Annotated in this window: 14 protein-coding genes; 10 read left to right on the top strand and 4 right to left on the bottom strand. The window is 42.9% G+C overall.

The window, feature by feature from the left end:
* The first annotated feature begins 343 nt into the window (after positions 1–343).
* Together LC586_RS01760 and LC586_RS01755 are read left to right on the top strand one after the other, a co-directional pair.
* Entirely contained in the window at positions 344–868 is a 525-nt protein-coding gene (locus LC586_RS01760) for an SRPBCC family protein (protein ID WP_229482668.1), read from the top strand.
* 308 nt (positions 869–1,176) lie between these two features.
* Positions 1,177–2,247: an Mrp/NBP35 family ATP-binding protein gene (locus LC586_RS01755; RefSeq protein ID WP_229482667.1), complete on the top strand. Its 1,071-nt coding sequence runs from the start codon at positions 1,177–1,179 to the stop codon at positions 2,245–2,247.
* 45 nt (positions 2,248–2,292) lie between these two features.
* On the opposite strand, the gene LC586_RS40480 is transcribed toward LC586_RS01755, so the two are convergent.
* On the bottom strand, positions 2,293–2,421 hold the full coding sequence (locus LC586_RS40480) for a hypothetical protein (RefSeq protein WP_267921637.1): 129 nt from the start codon (positions 2,419–2,421) through the stop codon (positions 2,293–2,295).
* Positions 2,422–2,464: 43 nt separating this feature from the next.
* Between LC586_RS40480 and rodA the strand changes: the two genes are divergently transcribed.
* The 7 genes from rodA (at position 2,465) to LC586_RS01720 (ending at position 11,022) form a co-directional block, all read left to right on the top strand.
* On the top strand, positions 2,465–3,778 hold the full coding sequence (gene rodA, locus LC586_RS01750; RefSeq protein WP_229482666.1) for a rod shape-determining protein RodA: 1,314 nt from the start codon (positions 2,465–2,467) through the stop codon (positions 3,776–3,778).
* A 101-nt stretch (positions 3,779–3,879) separates the two neighbouring features.
* Positions 3,880–4,077 (top strand): NAD(P)H dehydrogenase subunit NdhS, encoded by a 198-nt coding sequence (locus LC586_RS01745; RefSeq protein WP_100898602.1) that lies wholly within the window; start codon positions 3,880–3,882, stop codon positions 4,075–4,077.
* Positions 4,078–4,210: 133 nt separating this feature from the next.
* Positions 4,211–4,867, top strand: a complete 657-nt coding sequence (locus LC586_RS01740) for an HAS-barrel domain-containing protein (protein WP_229482665.1) — start codon at positions 4,211–4,213, stop codon at positions 4,865–4,867.
* A 153-nt stretch (positions 4,868–5,020) separates the two neighbouring features.
* Positions 5,021–7,159: a cation:proton antiporter domain-containing protein gene (locus tag LC586_RS01735; protein ID WP_229482883.1), complete on the top strand. Its 2,139-nt coding sequence runs from the start codon at positions 5,021–5,023 to the stop codon at positions 7,157–7,159.
* A 343-nt stretch (positions 7,160–7,502) separates the two neighbouring features.
* Entirely contained in the window at positions 7,503–8,453 is a 951-nt protein-coding gene (locus tag LC586_RS01730; RefSeq protein ID WP_100898600.1) for a UDP-glucuronic acid decarboxylase family protein, read from the top strand.
* A gap of 239 nt (positions 8,454–8,692) precedes the next feature.
* Positions 8,693–10,084 carry a UDP-glucose dehydrogenase family protein gene (locus LC586_RS01725; RefSeq protein ID WP_229482664.1) on the top strand — a complete coding sequence of 464 codons (1,392 nt, stop codon included), beginning with the start codon at positions 8,693–8,695 and terminating at the stop codon, positions 10,082–10,084.
* A gap of 752 nt (positions 10,085–10,836) precedes the next feature.
* Positions 10,837–11,022, top strand: coding sequence for a CAB/ELIP/HLIP family chlorophyll-binding protein (locus LC586_RS01720; RefSeq protein WP_109009401.1), 186 nt, complete (start codon positions 10,837–10,839; stop codon positions 11,020–11,022).
* Positions 11,023–11,176: 154 nt separating this feature from the next.
* Here LC586_RS01720 and rpoD read toward each other — a convergent pair whose 3' ends face one another.
* On the bottom strand, positions 11,177–12,346 hold the full coding sequence (gene rpoD, locus LC586_RS01715) for an RNA polymerase sigma factor RpoD (RefSeq protein WP_100898539.1): 1,170 nt from the start codon (positions 12,344–12,346) through the stop codon (positions 11,177–11,179).
* Between the two features lie 939 nt (positions 12,347–13,285).
* On the opposite strand from rpoD, the gene LC586_RS01710 reads away from it, so the two are divergent.
* Entirely contained in the window at positions 13,286–13,453 is a 168-nt protein-coding gene (locus tag LC586_RS01710; protein WP_229482663.1) for a hypothetical protein, read from the top strand.
* Between the two features lie 309 nt (positions 13,454–13,762).
* On the opposite strand, the gene LC586_RS01705 is transcribed toward LC586_RS01710, so the two are convergent.
* Together LC586_RS01705 and gyrB are read right to left on the bottom strand one after the other, a co-directional pair.
* Entirely contained in the window at positions 13,763–14,080 is a 318-nt protein-coding gene (locus LC586_RS01705) for a fasciclin domain-containing protein (protein WP_438822865.1), read from the bottom strand.
* 252 nt (positions 14,081–14,332) lie between these two features.
* Positions 14,333–17,503 carry a DNA topoisomerase (ATP-hydrolyzing) subunit B gene (gene gyrB, locus LC586_RS01700; RefSeq protein ID WP_438822868.1) on the bottom strand — a complete coding sequence of 1,057 codons (3,171 nt, stop codon included), beginning with the start codon at positions 17,501–17,503 and terminating at the stop codon, positions 14,333–14,335.
* Positions 17,504–17,553: the final 50 nt, after the last annotated feature.

Genomic DNA, 17,553 nt, shown 5'->3' with positions numbered 1-17,553 from the left:
CTTGAATTATCAAGGGTTTAACTGGCCTGCTCAAAACTTCTTTGCCATATTGCTTATGTTAGCTGTTAGGCTCTGTACCGAATAGAGGCTTGCTATGTTTAGGGCATTTCTGAGAAAGTTTTAATTTAGGCAGGAGTTACGCAAACAATAGTCGAAACCCTGATTTTCTTCTTAGGGCAATTCATGTAGACGCAAAGCGGCTACTCTACGAGTTCTCCAACGGAGTAGCCGCAGGGTATTGTCCCTGAGCGCGTGTAGTTTTGCGTAAGTCCTATTAGGGTTTGAGCGTAGTTGCCCACAATACCAGAGTTACCAGAAAGTGTCTAGGAGGAGGATTAGGAAAATGCAAGGTTGGTTATCCAAATTCATCCACCGCAAACGTCGTCGGTTTTGCGCTTCTCTGGTGCGGACGTATCGAGAGATAAGTTCTGCTTCTGTAGATGAACTGTGGCAAAAAGTTGCTGACTTAACAGATGTTTCCTGGCATCCACTACTTAAGAGTACTAACGTGCCCTACGGATTAGTACCCAAGCCAGGATTGATTTTTCATGCTGTAACACGCTTTTGGCCGATTCCCATCCGAATTTTTGTGGAACGCGTCAATCACAGGGAGATGCTGAGTATCCGAGTGCTGGCGATTCCTGGGATAGAGGAACGGGTGACTTATCAAGTAGAGTCAACAGTTTGTGGTACTTGTTTGTCTTATTCTGTAACACTACGGGGTTGGTTATCGCCCCTAATTTGGTCTTTATCCCGTCCTTATACAGACCGCGTAGCACGGTCTTTAGTAGAGGCAGTAGAAAAGACGGCATTGCCAACGGTATCTGGTAAGAAAAAATCCCTTAATGACAGTTGTTTGGATTTTTAGGGACTGGGGGCTGGGGACTGGGGACTGGGGACTGGGGACTGGGGACTGGGACTGGGGACTGGGGACTGGGGACAAGGAGAATAACCTATGCCTAATAACAAATGACTAATGACAAATGACTAATGACTAATACCCATTCCCAATACCCAAAGAAAGTTAAGATTCTATTAGGTGATAATGCAATTTGCTAAGTTTTATTACGGGATTGACAGTGAAAATACTAAGCTGACCTTACTTAAGAAAGCATCCAGTTAATAGCTAAGATGTTCGCCACAAGTGTATTTATTCATTTTTAATTTTGAATTTTTATGTACGATGTCCTCGATTCTCACTCTGTCTTAGAAGTGTTGCGACCAGTAGAAGACCCAGAACTCCGCAAAAGTCTGGTGGAACTGAATATGATTCGCAACGTAAAAATTGACGGTGGCAAGGTTAGTTTCACTTTGGTGTTGACCACTCCTGCCTGTCCTTTACGTGAATTTATTGTCGAAGATTGTAAGAAAGCGGTCAAAAAACTCTCAGGTGTTACAGATGTAAGTATAGAAGTGACGGCAGAAACACCGCAACAAAAAAGTTTACCTGACCGCACTGGTATTTCTGGGGTGAAAAATATCATTGCTGTTTCCAGTGGCAAAGGTGGCGTTGGTAAAAGCACGGTGGCGGTGAATGTAGCAGTGGCTCTAGCTCAAACTGGGGCGAAAGTCGGTTTGCTAGATGCTGATATTTACGGCCCTAATGACCCCACCATGCTGGGACTGGCTGATGCCCAAATTACTGTGCGTTCCAGTGAAACAGGTGACATCCTGGAACCTGCTTTTAATCACGGCGTCAAATTAGTTTCAATGGGCTTTTTGATTGACCGGGATCAGCCAGTAATTTGGCGGGGGCCTATGCTCAATGGTGTAATTCGCCAGTTTCTCTATCAAGTGCAATGGGGAGAACTGGACTATTTGATTGTAGATATGCCACCAGGAACCGGAGATGCTCAGTTAACTTTAACCCAAGCAGTGCCGATGGCAGGGGCAGTAATTGTCACCACGCCGCAAACTGTAGCCCTGTTAGATTCTCGCAAGGGATTGCGGATGTTCCAGCAGATGAATGTCCCGGTATTAGGGATTGTGGAAAATATGAGCTATTTTATACCCCCCGATCAACCAGATAAGCAGTATGACATATTTGGTTCCGGTGGTGGCTCTAAAACAGCTGCCGAATTGGGAGTACCACTTTTGGGGTGCGTACCGCTAGAAATTTCCACACGAGTTGGCGGTGACAGTGGTGTGCCAATAGTTGTTGGTGATCCAGATTCAGCTTCGGCAAAAGCATTAACAGCGATCGCTCTTACCATTGCTGGTAAAGTATCAGTTGCTGCCCTGACATAATTAATTTTAATTTCTATCTTCTTCCTGGGCTATAGCTTGGGAATACTAGGTACTGGGGATTGGGGATAAGGGAGATGAGGGAGATGAGGGAGATGAGGGAGCAGGGGGAGCAGGGGAAGCAGGGGAAGTAGAGGGGAAATAACCAATGCCCAATTCCCAATTCGCAATCCCCAATTCCCAATTCCCAACAATTAAAGCTAAAGTCTAAACTTACACAATGTTGTTAAAACGATCGCTCCCCAAAATTCGCTGGAAGTCTTGGGTTAAGCCCTGGCAGAATGTAGATTGGCTACTATTTTGTTTGCCGATTGTTATCAGTATCTTTGGCGGCCTGATGATTCTCAGTACGGAACTGAAGCAGCCAGTAACTGACTGGTGGTGGCACTGGATGGTAGCAGGTATCGGCGTGCTTGTAGCCCTGTTTTTAGCTCGCGTCCGTTATGAACTCTTGATGCAGTGGCACTGGGTAACTTATGCACTAACGAACTTCAGCTTAATCGCCGTGATGATTGCTGGTACTAGCGCTAAAGGGGCACAGAGGTGGATTAGTATTGCCGGCTTTAACGTGCAACCCTCAGAATTTGCCAAAATCGGCATGATCATCACCTTAGCAGCTTTGCTACACAGGCGCACTGCTTCTACCCTCGAAGGTGTTTTCCGCGTTCTGGCAATCACTGCTATACCTTGGGGACTGGTATTTTTGCAGCCAGATTTAGCAACATCACTGGTATTTGGTGCGATCGTCTTAGGAATGCTTTACTGGGCAAATGCTAACCCAGGCTGGTTAATTCTGATGATTTCTCCTGTGGTTGCCGCCATTTTGTTTAGTATATCTTGGCCTTTATCAGAGCCGATAGTTTTATTCAAAGAACTATCTTTTGGCCCATTAGGAATAGTTTGGTCATTTGCGATGGCTATTGTGGGCTGGCAAACTCTTCCCTGGCGTCGATTTGGTTTAGGTGCTATTGGTGCGTGGACTCTCAATATACTGGGTGGCGAATTAGGAGTCTTCGCCTGGAACCATATTTTGAAAGAGTATCAAAAAGATCGGCTAACTGTATTCATGAACCCCGATCACGATCCACTCGGTGCTGGGTATCACTTAATCCAATCTCGCATTGCTATTGGTGCTGGTGAAATTTGGGGATGGGGTCTGTTTAAGGGGCCAATGACGCAACTGAATTTCGTGCCTGAACAGCATACAGACTTTATTTTTTCCGCAGTGGGGGAAGAATTCGGTTTTGTTGGTTGTTTAGTAGTGCTGTTTGTCTTCTGCTTAATTTGCTTCCGTCTACTGCATGTTGCCCAAACCGCCAAAGATAACTTTGGTTCCTTGTTGGCTATTGGGGTTTTGTCTATGATTGTATTTCAGCTAATTGTCAACGTTGGCATGACAGTTGGTTTAGCGCCTGTGGCAGGAATCCCGCTACCTTGGATGAGTTACGGGCGTTCTGCTATGCTGACCAACTTCATTTCCTTGGGAATAGTAGAATCAGTAGCAAATTTTCGCCAAAGGCAGAAGTATTATTGATTCGTCATTAGTCATTAGTCATTTGTCATTTGTAAGAGCCAAGGGCAAATGACTAATAAGAAGTATTAAGCTATTAAAAGGAAACAAGCGAGGCTAAAAACATGATTCTGCCTGGAGCAACTGTTCGCGTCAAGAATCCCGCAGATACCTATTATCGCTACGAAGGACTCGTGCAACGACTGACCGATGGCAAAGTAGCCGTATTATTTGAGGGTGGTAACTGGGATAAATTAGTTACCTTTCGTCTGAGCGAATTGGAACTCGTAGAAACCACAGCCGGACGTAAAAAAGCCAAATAATATTTAGTTAGGAGTTAGGAGTGAGATTAGTTAGGAGTGAGAAGTTAGGAGTTAGGAATTATGATTCTTCAACTCATCACTCCTCACTCTTAACTCATCACTCCTAACTCTTAACTCCTAACTCAGCACTCCCATGCGCCTCCCCCTACCACAGTTTGCTACTGACGATCGCCATCCCAACCACATTGCGGAGGTGATTGAAACCACTAGTACTGAATTTTTAGCTCAGTGTTTGGAACCACCAGATTTGAGCTTTCCCTCTATGCCACCCTTTGGTAGCTGGGTCTGTTCTGTAGATGAAGAATCGGGCAATCAAGTTTATGCTGTGGTATATTATGCCACAACTATGCCCATAGATTCCGTACACCGGGCTAGAGCTTTGGGGTTGTCTTTGCAAGACTTACGCGAAGAACAACCCCAGATATTTGCCATGCTCAGAACAGAATTTCGATCTGTGATCGTGGGATTTGAGCAATCTTCCCAGAATCGAGGTTATAACCAAAGAATATATCAGTATCTACCACCCCGTCCCCCGCAAATTCATCAAGCTGTTTATCGGTGCGAACCAGAAGCAATCATTAAATTTACTGAAGAACTAGATTTTTTGCGGACACTCCTTTGTATTAACGGTGCGCCAGTAGAGTCTTTGACCGCAGCTGCCATTCGAGATATATACCAGTTACGCAAAGCTGACCGAGAATGGCTAATTAAAGCTGGACGTAGCTTGAGTGTGCTACTTAAAGACGACTACGATCGCTTGCGGTTCATTTTAAGTCAAATCCATCCGTAGGTAGTTAGTTCTGAGACAATTGCCTAGTTAGTGTAAGTTAATATATTTGATTTATTTGATTTTTGCTCAGGTGGCTTCTCTATCTATTTATATCGATTAAGCGATCGCCCCAAGGTAATCGCGTTTTACCATAGCCCCTTCAATTCCTACATGATGGAACTCATATCACAAGTTCTTGCTCTGGAGCCAACTTCCGAAGTTCTTGGCAAGGAACCAATTGTTCCCTTTGCTATTTTGCTGGTGGTTATCTTAGTTATACCCATCATGTTTGAGCGGCTAAGATTACCAGGATTAGTGGGTTTGCTTTTCTCAGGGCTAGTACTCGGGCCCTCAGGCTGGAATCTATTTCAGTCGGACTCGCCGATGATTAACCTGCTATCAGACATTGGGTTAATTTACTTGCTGTTTGTCGCAGGGCTAGAAGTTGATCTAGAACAGTTTCGCCGGCAAAAAAGTCGTGCCTTCGGGTTTGCTAGCTTAACTTTCACTCTACCCCTGGTGATGGGAACTTTAGTAGGGCTGATTTTAGGCTATGGCTGGAATACTTCAATATTAATTGGCTCTTTATTCGCTTCCTATACTCTTTTGGCATATCCCATAATCAGCCGTTTGGGAGTGGTCAACAACGAAGCTGTTACGGTCACCATTGGAGCTAAGATTTTTACAGATATTGGCGCAGTACTTATCTTAGCCCTTTGTGTAGCCGTCGCTGATGCTGGAGCATTCAGCTTTGCTAAACTACTCACCTTGTCGGGTTGGTTAATTATTTACTCTGTAGCCGTTGTCACAGGCTTTGATTGGGCAGGCAAAGAATTTTTCAAACGGTCTGGAGACGACGAAGGAAACAAGTTTTTGTTTGTGTTGCTTTCTGTGTTTCTGGCGGCTGTGGGCGCTCAATTGATTGGGATAGAGAAAATTGTTGGTGCCTTTTTAGCGGGTTTCGCGGTAAATGAAGCTGTAGGGGAAGGCCCAGTCAAAGAAAAGGTGGTATTTATTGGCAGTGTGCTATTCATTCCGATTTTCTTTGTTGACCTTGGCTTAACGATCAATCTACCCGCCTTTGTGAACAACCTAGACACGCTCAAGTTAACGCTGTTGATGATAGTCGGTTTGATTGCCAGTAAATTGATTGCAGCTTTTTTCACAAAACTGGTTTACCGCTATAAGTGGCAAGAAATGCTAACCATCTGGTCGCTATCACTTCCCCAGGTTGGTACAACGTTAGCAGCAACGTTAGTGGGATACCGGGCTGGGTTGCTGCCACTAGAAGTATTACACAGCGTCATTGTCTTAATGGTTGTCACATCAACCTTGGGGCCGTTGCTCACTAGTAGAATAGCTGTTGGTTTGAATTCCGCAACCGCCGGAGAGCCAGCCCCCCCCCTACCTGACCAAAACGCACCAGGGACAGACAGTGCTTTTACTATAGTCGTACCTGTCTATAATCCTCACACCGAGCAGTATTTGATTGAAATGGCGGCATTATTAGCGCGTCAGTCTAAGGGCAAAATTATACCGCTTGCGATCGCTAATGCCACTGCTCAAATGGATGCACCGCAGTTAGAAGCGTCTCTACAACGGAGTGAGCAATTATTAACCAAAGCCACGGTACACAGTCGAGTATTGGGCGTGGCCGCAGAGCCAATGCTGCGAATTGATGATGCGTTTGCTCAAGGAATAAGCAGAGCGGCTCGTGAACAAAAGGCTAATTTAATCGTTATGGGTTGGGGTAAACGGACTGGGTTGCGAGCGCGTTTATTTGGGAATGTGATTGATGGTGTGCTTTGGGCATCCCATTGTCCAGTCGCGGTAACACGTCTAGTAGAATCACCGAAAAAAATTCAGCGTATCTTAGTACCAGTAGAAAACTTAACAGCACCTACATTACAGCCTGTACAATTTGCCCAGATGCTGGCAGAGGCAAATCAGAGCCACATTACTGTACTGAATGTGTGCGATCGCCGCACTAGTTCTAGTAAAATTGCTTGGAGGCGATCGCATCTCTCCCTATTGGTATCTAAATTGGCTTTGACCAATGCCCCAGAAATTCAAATTATCGCTCATGAAAATGTTGCTCAAGCAATTTTGCAGGCAGCACGATTATATGATCTAGTAGTTTTACCTTTTATACGTAATCGTACCAGCCCTGGAGGGTTAGCCATTAGCGATGTCACAACTCAGTTAGCCAGACAACTCACCTGCTCCATTGTCATGCTTGGAGAACCGCAACGCACTCAAACCACAAATTTAGTTATGTCTAAGACGGTTACTAGCATTACCTCTGCTGTATGATATGAAGCAAATATGGGTAATTGTAATCCCTTAAACTGTGGAAAGTGTCAACCTATTCCTACATCCAATTGAAAACAGTAGTAGCCGTAAAAACACTTTATATTGTTGAAGATTTGATGAACTTTAGGTGGAAGACTGACAATTTTTGTTATTTTACTAGTTAAATTATTAAGGAAGCAAGTAAAAAATAATAAAACTATAACCGTAGAAAAATAGGTAAATTCAACAAGACTTTTTGCTTGAACATTGTTCTTTTTTTCGTTTTGTATTTTTGTACCCAACCTGGGTAATCTAAAAGTAAGTGCAATAGCTACTGAAAATATTTGTAAGTAACTGGGAAACTATGAGAATTTTGGTGACGGGTGGTGCTGGGTTTATTGGTTCCCATCTCATCGACCGACTAATGAATGATGGGCATGAATTAATATGCTTGGATAATTTTTACACTGGTCACAAACGGAACATCCTTAAATGGTTAGGTCATCCGTACTTTGAACTGATCCGCCACGATATTACCGAACCAATTCGGTTAGAAGTGGATCAAATTTATCATTTAGCTTGTCCTGCTTCACCAGTACATTACCAGTACAACCCAGTTAAAACCGTTAAAACTAACGTGATGGGAACACTCAATATGTTGGGGCTGGCTAAACGTGTGAAAGCTAGGTTTTTCTTGGCTTCAACCAGTGAAGTATACGGTGATCCAGAAGTTCATCCCCAACCCGAAGAGTATCGGGGTAGCGTTAATCCCATTGGGATACGTTCATGCTACGACGAAGGTAAAAGAATTGCTGAGACTCTAGCATTTGATTACTATAGGCAAAATAAAGTTGATATTCGAGTTGTTCGGATATTTAACACCTACGGGCCGAGAATGTTAGAAAATGATGGCCGGGTGGTGAGCAACTTTATAGTTCAAGCCTTGCGGGGTAATCCTTTAACCGTTTACGGTGATGGTTCACAAACTCGTAGTTTCTGCTATGTTTCCGATTTAGTCGAAGGATTCATTCGCCTAATGAATAGCGATTACATAGGGCCAGTAAATCTGGGAAATCCTGGTGAATATACGATTTTGCAATTGGCACAAGCAGTGCAAAATATGATTAACCCAGACGCACAGATTAAATTCGAGCCACTACCTTCGGACGATCCCCGGCGTCGCCAACCTGATATCACAAAGGCAAAAACTTGGTTAAATTGGGAACCGACTATTCCTCTGCAAGAGGGGTTAAAACTAACAATAGAAGATTTTCGTGATCGCATTCAAAGCGATGAAAATAATTCAACCACCTAAGCAGCACCTAGCGTTGCTCTAAATTTCATCCAGGCTCACCTTATCGGTAGCTAGTTCCGCAAGGCGAAGTCAAAAGTCAAAAGTTTTGTATATCAAGCTTTTTGCAAGTTTTAAAATGGTAGCTTGATTTACGCAGCGCTGTACTAGTATGCTTGGTGGCTGAGTTGACTGCCAGTGTTTAAGTCTCATCTTGATACTTCTTTTTAAAGACTAACCCCAAAAAAGTGAGGAGTTAAAAAATGCGTGTTTGCGTGATTGGTACTGGTTACGTTGGTTTAGTTACAGGTGCTTGCTTGGCTCATATTGGGCATGATGTAATTTGCGTAGACAACAACGAAGAAAAAGTTAAGTTAATGAAGTCTGGGCAGTCCCCAATTTTTGAGCCGGGACTTTCAGAAATTATCCAGTCTGCCATTCAAACAGAGAAAATTCATTTTACTAGCGATCTCGCTGCTGGAGTTTCCCACGGCGAAATTCTGTTTATTGCTGTGGGAACGCCACCTTTACCCACTGGTGAAAGTGATACTCGTTATGTTGAAGCTGTAGCCCGTGGGATTGGTGAAAATCTCAATGGTGGTTATAAAGTCATAGTGAATAAATCTACAGTACCCATTGGCTCAGGTGACTGGGTGCGGATGCTTGTTCTAGATGGTGTTGCTGAACGGCAGAAAACATTAGTACCCGCAGGTGGGGTGCCGAGTGATGAGAAATTACCTGAGTTTGCAGCCGAGTTTGATGTAATCAGCAATCCAGAGTTTTTGCGCGAAGGTTCGGCAGTTCACGACACCTTCAACCCCGATCGCATTGTACTAGGAGGCAATAGTCAAAGAGCAGTAGCCTTAATGCGACAACTTTATGCCCCAATTGTAGAACGCAAGTACGCTGACGATCAATCTTTACCCCCTGTGCCAATTTTGGCAACAGACCTGAGTTCGGCGGAGATGATTAAATACGCCGCTAATGCTTTTTTAGCCACTAAGATTAGTTTTATTAACGAAGTTGCTAATATTTGCGATCGCGTCGGTGCTGATGTCACCCAAGTAGCCAAAGGTATCGGTCTAGACTCCCGTATTGGTAACAAATTTTTACAAGCTGGTATTGGTTGGGGTGGTTCTTGTTTTCCCAAAGATGTCTCCGCCCTGATTCACACTGCTGATGATTATGGCTATGAAGCCCAGCTACTGAAATCTGCTGTCAGTGTCAACGAACGCCAGCGATTGATTGCTTTGGAAAAACTCCAACAAGTTCTGAAAATTCTCAAAGGCAAAACAGTCGGACTACTCGGACTGACCTTCAAGCCTGATACTGATGATATGCGCGATGCTCCAGCACTCAACTTAATTGAACAACTAAACCGACTAGGAGCCAAAGTTAAAGCCTACGACCCCATTGTTTCCCAAACAGGTATGCGTCATGGTCTTTCTGGTGTGCTAGTAGAAACAGATGCCGAAAGACTAGCTGATGGCTGCGATGCATTGGTACTCGTCACTGAATGGCAGCAGTTCAGCACTCTCGACTACGTGAAGATGGCAAAATTGATGGCCCACCCCGTTATCATCGACGGTCGTAACTTCCTTGACCCCGAAGCAATGATACGGGCTGGATTCCAATATGTAGGGGTAGGAAGATAGAGATTTAGGAGTTAGGAGCGATCAATGATGGATAAGAATTGCTTACAACTACAACTTATAATCCATAACTCTTAACTCTAACTATCTTAAAAACCCAAAGATTCACAATACCGTCTAAAACGATTTAGGCGGTATTTAATTTTGTTTTATAGCTTTATGCGAAGATGCTAAAAAACGTAAATTCGACTGTTCATATCATGTCCACCAAATTACCCATAATAAAAGAACCCCATCCTCAACCCCTCCCCACTCTTCGGGAGGTTAGCTCAAGCTTAGCTTTGCTGGGGTGAGGTTCCGGGTATTTATTATGCTTAATTACCCGGACATCATATCATCGCTCTTCCATCACTCTCTATAGAGAAAACAACAATAATCCTTGCTAGACAAGACTTTCAGACAAAAGAGATGATTTTATCCATAATTTTAGAAAATAAAAGTCAAAACAAGGCGTAAGCGCCATCGACTGATTGACGCTTACACCCAACAAATTTGGGCTGTATCTTCTTAAGTTGACACCAATGCACAGCTAGCTGTGCGCCTTTACGGAAAATCTATATGTATCAAGATTTTCGTGAAATGGTAGAAGTCCTATAGTTGTATCCAAAGATAGATGTTTTAGCTCCTATTAATTCCTATTGTTCATGTCAAGCTATGGAAACAAAAGTATAAAAAATGTTGCCTTTATAAAAATATTTGTTATATTAGTTTACATAAGGCAATAAACCTTAAAAATTAAGCTTGGAGTCCGAACCATGACAAATGCAACTACAACAAAAGTAACTACTCCTGTAATTGAAGATCGCAACGCTTGGCGTTGGGGCTTTACCCCACAAGCAGAAATTTGGAACGGTCGCTTGGCAATGATCGGCTTTTTGGCAGCCGTTTTGGTTGAGCTTTTTTCTGGTCAAGGCTTTCTACATTTTTGGGGCATCCTGTAAGTTTAAGTTTTAATATCTAAGATGACCTATAAATAAAAAAACCTGGAGTGCTAATTCACTACCAGGTTTTTTATTTGTTTTGTCATTAGTCAGTTGTCATTTGTTTTTTGTTTATTTACTAATGACCAATGACTAATGACTAATGACTAATTGACTACCGAATATATTCTTTGAGAACGCTGTTACGATTTGGGTGGCGTAACTTGCGGAGTGCTTTCGCTTCAATTTGACGAATGCGTTCGCGGGTGACGTTGAAAATCTGTCCGATTTCCTCAAGAGTCTTCATCCGACCATCATCCAAGCCGTAACGCAGTCTGAGAACATCGCGTTCACGAGGACTTAGACTGTCGAGGACTTTTTCAAGGTCTTCGCGTAGAAGATTTTTGGAAACTTGGTCTTCTGGCGTTTCACCATCGGATTCAATAAAATCGCCCAATCGAGAATCTTCTTCTTTACCAATGGGTGTTTCTAATGAAATGGGTAACTGGGCGGATTTAGCAATAAACCGCAACTTCTCAATGGTCATTTCCATGCGAGTGGCGATTTCTTCTTCCGTGGGTTTGCGACCCATTTCTTGAGACAGTAACTTGGTAGTTTTCTTAATCCGAGAGATGGTTTCGTAAAGGTGAACTGGAAGGCGAATTGTGCGGGATTGATCTGCGATCGCGCGGGTAATTGCTTGACGAATCCACCATGTAGCGTATGTAGAAAACTTATAACCTTTTTCGTGGTCAAACTTTTCAGCGGCACGAATCAAACCGAGACTGCCTTCCTGAATTAAGTCTTGGAACGACAAACCACGATTCATGTACTTCTTAGCAATTGAAACTACAAGACGGAGGTTAGATTGCACCATCTTGTCTTTCGCCCTGCGACCAACATGGAGGCGATAACGAAAAGCTGGCAAAGGTAATTGTACTGCTTCTGCCCATTCACTATCTCTAGGATCGCGATCTAACTGTTCTGAGAGTCTTTCGCGCACCCTCTCTAATTCCAGCAAATCGGCTATTTTCCGCGCCAATTCAATTTCTTCGTCTGCCCGCAACAGCCGAATTCTACCAATTTCTTGCAAGTAAAGCCGAATTGAATCTTCGGTATAGTGCTTCTTCTTGCTTTGTGTCCGACGACGCGATTTAGCGGCTTTTCCAGACTTTGCGTCGTCCTCATCAGACTGAGGCTCTAAAAATTCCTCGTCACCTTCATCGATGATCAGCAAGTCCTCTTCATCGTCTATTAAGAGTTCTTCTAACTCGAGCTCAGGCTGATTTATTATTTCTAGGTCAGGCTGATATATGCTTTCGAGTACGTTGTTAGCCTGGTTCATGCCGCGTTCCTCATGCTCCTTGCAGAATCAATTACTCAAGATGTGTTTACTGCTCTTTTAAACGAGCTATTCATCAACCGAAAATAAGCTTTTTGGCCGATTTGCCAAAGATATTTTCGGACGTTTTACACCTCCGGTCGGAGGTTTTTTACTTTAGTTTAAGCGATTACTAAAAGTGACTTGCTCATCTTAGTAAATGTTATGTGTGTTGCTATCACACAGTGCTTTCAACTAACTAGTCAAAAAAAAGACTCGTCTTTATCAAAAAATTTGCCACTCTATACTAATAAGTTCAGACTGTTGGCAGATTTTCCTAGAAAGACTCTTCCGATTGTAGCCTGTTTCACAGAAATTGCACTCTTTTTGTGTATTAATCATGAACTTCTAAAGCAATTATTAGCCACTATTACCAAAAAGACATTAAAAACGGGAGTTATACCCTTAAATTTTTCTCCACTTTTCCCAATTGCAGTGACCCTCTTATTACATTACAAAGTAAGTACGTTTGCTTTTGCCGAATTTCATGTATTTTACACAACATTCATTACTTAGGAAGAGTGAATTTTATGTTAACTCAGACGATTCGTCTTAATTTACCCATTTTTACATTTCCTTCACAAATTACGCATTCCTTAGACTTAAGCGGGTATTGACCTTGGGTAAATACAACAAGGGTGATGGTGTTTGCCTTGAAGCAGTTAACCTTCTGCGTACTAATTACCTTAACTGAGGAGTTGAGGTTGTGGCAGAATCGACCTGATAGGAGATCAATTTAGGTTTAACTAATTTGGTCTTATTCACACGTTAGCGCACTGTGGCGATTTCAGCCCTATGAAACTTGACAAACTTTTCTTATTGTAGACAAGGATATTTTAATCAATACAAAAAGAATTTGTCCTGCGAACTCGCCAGTATAGTCTTATTTAAGGCAAAAGTTTATTGGATACATCCGATACAATAGCGATCGCTACGGCAGTACATGAAGATATTAACAAGTTTGCTGCCAGATGGTGTCCGCTTCCAGTAGGCATTACCTCGAAGAAGGAGAAAGACAGAAGATTGCCTGATGATTTGGTTACAAACTTGATTTACGTAAGTATGCTGTAAACTTCAATACTTTTGTTTCGGTAAGTTTCTGTCATCTTATTATGAGAAATCCTTAAAATACTTATTAATTGCTGTTTGATAGATGAGATTCAGTTATTTTCTTAAAGCATAACAAATGTGTTTCTAGCTGGTAGACAAAATAAATCAGCCAGTCAGTGCAAAGAGTATTATCTTAACTAAACTTCCATAAAGTTGGTAGTTTAGCTAACACTATAAGATTGAACTTTTGTAAAATATTGACAATAAGCAAATTATATGGTTGTTGACTAAGTGAAAAATTGAGAATTTTTGTAGTTATGTCGCACTGACCTACGACTGGCGTGGTAAAGCAGAGAAAGCGGCGTCAGTAGGTGCAAATATTGTGTAAGGGCCTGGTGCAGAAAGTTGTTCAGTTAAGCCTGCGGCTTGCACTGCTCGGATGAGGGTTTGAAACTGTCCCTGACTGGCTGCTGACTTTGCCAGTTCTGCTAAATTTTGGGTGGCAATGGTGGCAGTAGGAGTTGGGGTGACAGGAGGGACAGTTACTGTAGGAGTTTCGACAGGTTGAGCGCAGGCAGACAGAGCAATCAAGCTACTTATGCCAATAATATTGAACAATATTTCTACTATGCCTTTGCTCGCTTTCATAGCTTTGTGCAGAATCCAGTTAAATAGGATATTAACAATACTTATTGAATTTATGGATATAGTCACTCATCTAACGACATAGTTTGTAGTCTGAAAAATATTAATACAAAAGATTTATATGTTTCGTAGTTTGTCGTCATCCAAAAGAGGTAGTTTTTATGGCAATTTTTAGATATAAAAAAGGTAATGGGTGAAAACGTATCACCCATTACCAATGTCACAAATTATTGGAGTCGTGTCAGAGAATTGATATTAGATATCTAAATCGGTAAAGTTGAGTTTAGAACCATAGGTTTCGATGAATTCTCGTCTGGGGGCGACGCGATCGCCCATTAAAATTGTGAAGATGCGATCGGCTTCGGCAGCGTCCTCAATTTCGACTTGCTTCATTTTGCGGGTTTCTGGGTTCATTGTGGTGTCCCAGAGTTGTTGTGGCATCATTTCACCCAAACCTTTGAATCGTTGGATGGTATAGTTGGCGTTAGCAGGGAATTTGGCGATCGCTTGATTTTTTTCGCGATCGCTATAGCAGTACTCATGATTACGTCCCCGTTCTACTTTATAGAGTGGGGGACAAGCAATATAAATAAAGCCTTGTTCGATGAGCGCTCGTTGATATCGATAGAAGAATGTTAACAACAAAGTCCGAATGTGCGCCCCATCTACGTCAGCATCCGTCATAATGACTATGCGGTGATAACGCAATTGGGTGGAATCGAATTCATCACCTTTGACACCTAAACCGAGTGCTGTAATTAACGCTTGAACTTCGTTATTTTTATAGATTTTGGCGTCGTCGGTTTTTTCAATGTTGAGAATTTTACCACGTAGAGGCAAGATAGCTTGAGTGCGGCGATCGCGTCCTTGTTTTGCACTGTTATGGACAAATACACCACTTGCCAAAGCAAAGTTGTGGGTATGAGGAACTTCAATGTCGTAAACGTCTACCTTTTCTTCTAAGCGTTCTATAGAAACAACGCGATGATTATAGTTAGCAACTGCTTCACAAGCAAGAGCTTGATTATCTTCAAAGTAGCGCTTACAGAACGTATCGAACTTTAACAGAGACTTGTCTCGTGTCTGTAGACGGTAAGCTTGATAAGCATCTAATTCAAGCGCACCTTGTTCAATTTCGATTTGCTTGAGAGCAGCAATAGTTTTGCGATAGTAGGTTCGCTGTAAAGCAGCGTGGCGTTTGGTACGGAATTCAGGCGTCCATTGTTCCTGTGTTTTTTCTCGCCGCCATGCCAACAAAGCCTCATCTTGCCATTGTTGCTTGGCTATAAGTGAGTGAGTTTCACGCGCCTCTGGGTTATTAGCAAAATAATTGCTAACTCTTTGAGCTTGAGCTAAACAATTGGTTTCGTCATTCCAATAGTTTTGCTGTGCTTGATTGAGATGTTCGCGGTTTTGCTGACGATAAGTTTCGTTATTGTCATAAAACTCGCGCCATTTGCCAGTCATATAGGCTTTGTAAGCTGTCGAAGCCCATTGCATCTTAGCCTGTTGTGACAAAATCTGTCGCGTTTGGGGCTGCTGCATTCTTTGGCTCATCTTGGCCCGAAATTCCTGACTCTGATGAATTTGGCGGCTCTTTTCAATTACATCTGGTCGATGTAATGTTTTTTTCAGGTGTTGGCGATGCAGATTTAAGTGTACTTCACGATACATCCGCTTGATGTTTGTCGGGTTGTTATTGAGTTTGTTGAAATCAACATGATGGCGATCGCTGCCATCTGACGACTTATAGACACCATGCTCAAGGTTGTAAAAATCTGCCAGCAAATGAGTGTAAATCCACTTATCATTCAATGGATTCCAAACCATTTCGTAGCCAATAAGTCCCGTTCCCCCTTCATTCTTCTGCGATATCTGACGATGTAGAGGCATGAGCGAGTCTTCTGGAGTCAGTAATTCTGCTGCCTTATAACTGCCATCTCGCAACATATGTAGGTGATCCGGTGTACAGATTAGGGTTTCCCCATTATCTAATGTAATTTTGATGACTTCGGCATTGGCCTTTGTCATTCGGGCATTGATGATTCTTTCTATCCCAATATTCCCACTTTCTCTGATTGTGTAGCAAAAATGCTCCTTTCCCATCGCCTGTTCGGTAACAATTTCTTCAAGGCTAAGATTACGTCCATCAGCTAATGCTACTAGCGTACTACCAATGTAACACCCACCGGCTGAATCCCCTTCCACGATGAATATCTCAGATTCGCTGGGATCACGAGAACTGCAATCTGCCAATTTACCAGGTAATGGCGAAGATTCCAGTACGGATTTGCGCCGAACTAATTCCCGCGCATGACGGGCTGCTTCTGCGGCTTTGAAAGCTTGGATAGCTTTATCTAAAATTGAGTCTGCTATAGCAGGATGAAATTCTAGGTATTCGGTGAGGACTTCTCCTACCAAAGAATCAACAATCCCTCGAACTTCAGTGTTACCGAGTTTGGTCTTGGTTTGTCCTTCAAATTCTGGATCTGGGACTTTAACCGAAATTACCGCAGTCAAACCTTCGCGGACGTGTTCGCCACTGAGGTTAGGTTCATTCTCTTTAATTTTATTGCGTTTGCGAGCGATCGCATTTAATGTCCGAGTCAGAACTGCTTTCAACCCTTCTAAGTGCGTACCACCATCTACTGTACGAATATTGTTGGCGAAACCTAGAACATTATCTGTGTAAGCATCAGTACACCATTGCAATGAGACTTCCACTTGTACATTGTTGCGTTCCCCCTGCACATAGATAATTTCTTCATGCAGTGGCTGCTTCTCGCGGTTCATGTAAGCGATATATTCTTTAATACCACCCTTGTAATTGTAGGATTCTACTTTCGGTGTATCGCTTTTTAGTAATTCAAGACGGTGGTCAGTAAAGGTAATTTTGACACCTGCATTCAGATACGCCAATTCCCGTAGGCGACCTGATAAAGTGATGTAATCAAACTCAATGCTAGTAGTGAATATTTGGGTATCTGGCTTAAAAGTAACAGAAGTTCCAGTTCTAGCTTCTTTGTAAGGCTTGACTTGCAGTTCACTAACTGGGATACCGCGTTCATAGCGTTGGATATGAACCTTTTTATCTCGCCAAACTGTAACTTCTACAACCTCTGACAGGGCATTAACAACAGAAATACCAACCCCGTGCAATCCTCCAGAAACTTTGTAACCACCGCCGCCAAACTTACCACCGGCGTGCAGTACCGTCATTACGGTTTCCAAAGCCGATTTTCCGGTGCGCGAGTGAGTATCGACGGGAATACCGCGACCATCATCTGTTACAGTCACTGAACCATCAGCGTTGATATCCACCTCTATATGAGTGCAATGACCCGCCAAAGCCTCATCGATTGAATTGTCCACCACCTCGTAAACTAAATGATGGAGTCCTCGCGGCCCAGTGGTACCGATGTACATTCCTGGTCTTTTGCGGACGGCTTCCAGACCTTCCAGAACTTGAATCTGAT

This window comes from Nostoc favosum CHAB5714 (assembly GCF_020829495.1).
GTDB classification, from domain to species: domain Bacteria; phylum Cyanobacteriota; class Cyanobacteriia; order Cyanobacteriales; family Nostocaceae; genus Nostoc; species Nostoc favosum.
Note: the sequence above shows the minus strand (reverse complement) of the source record. Positions and strands in the feature narration are given on the sequence as shown.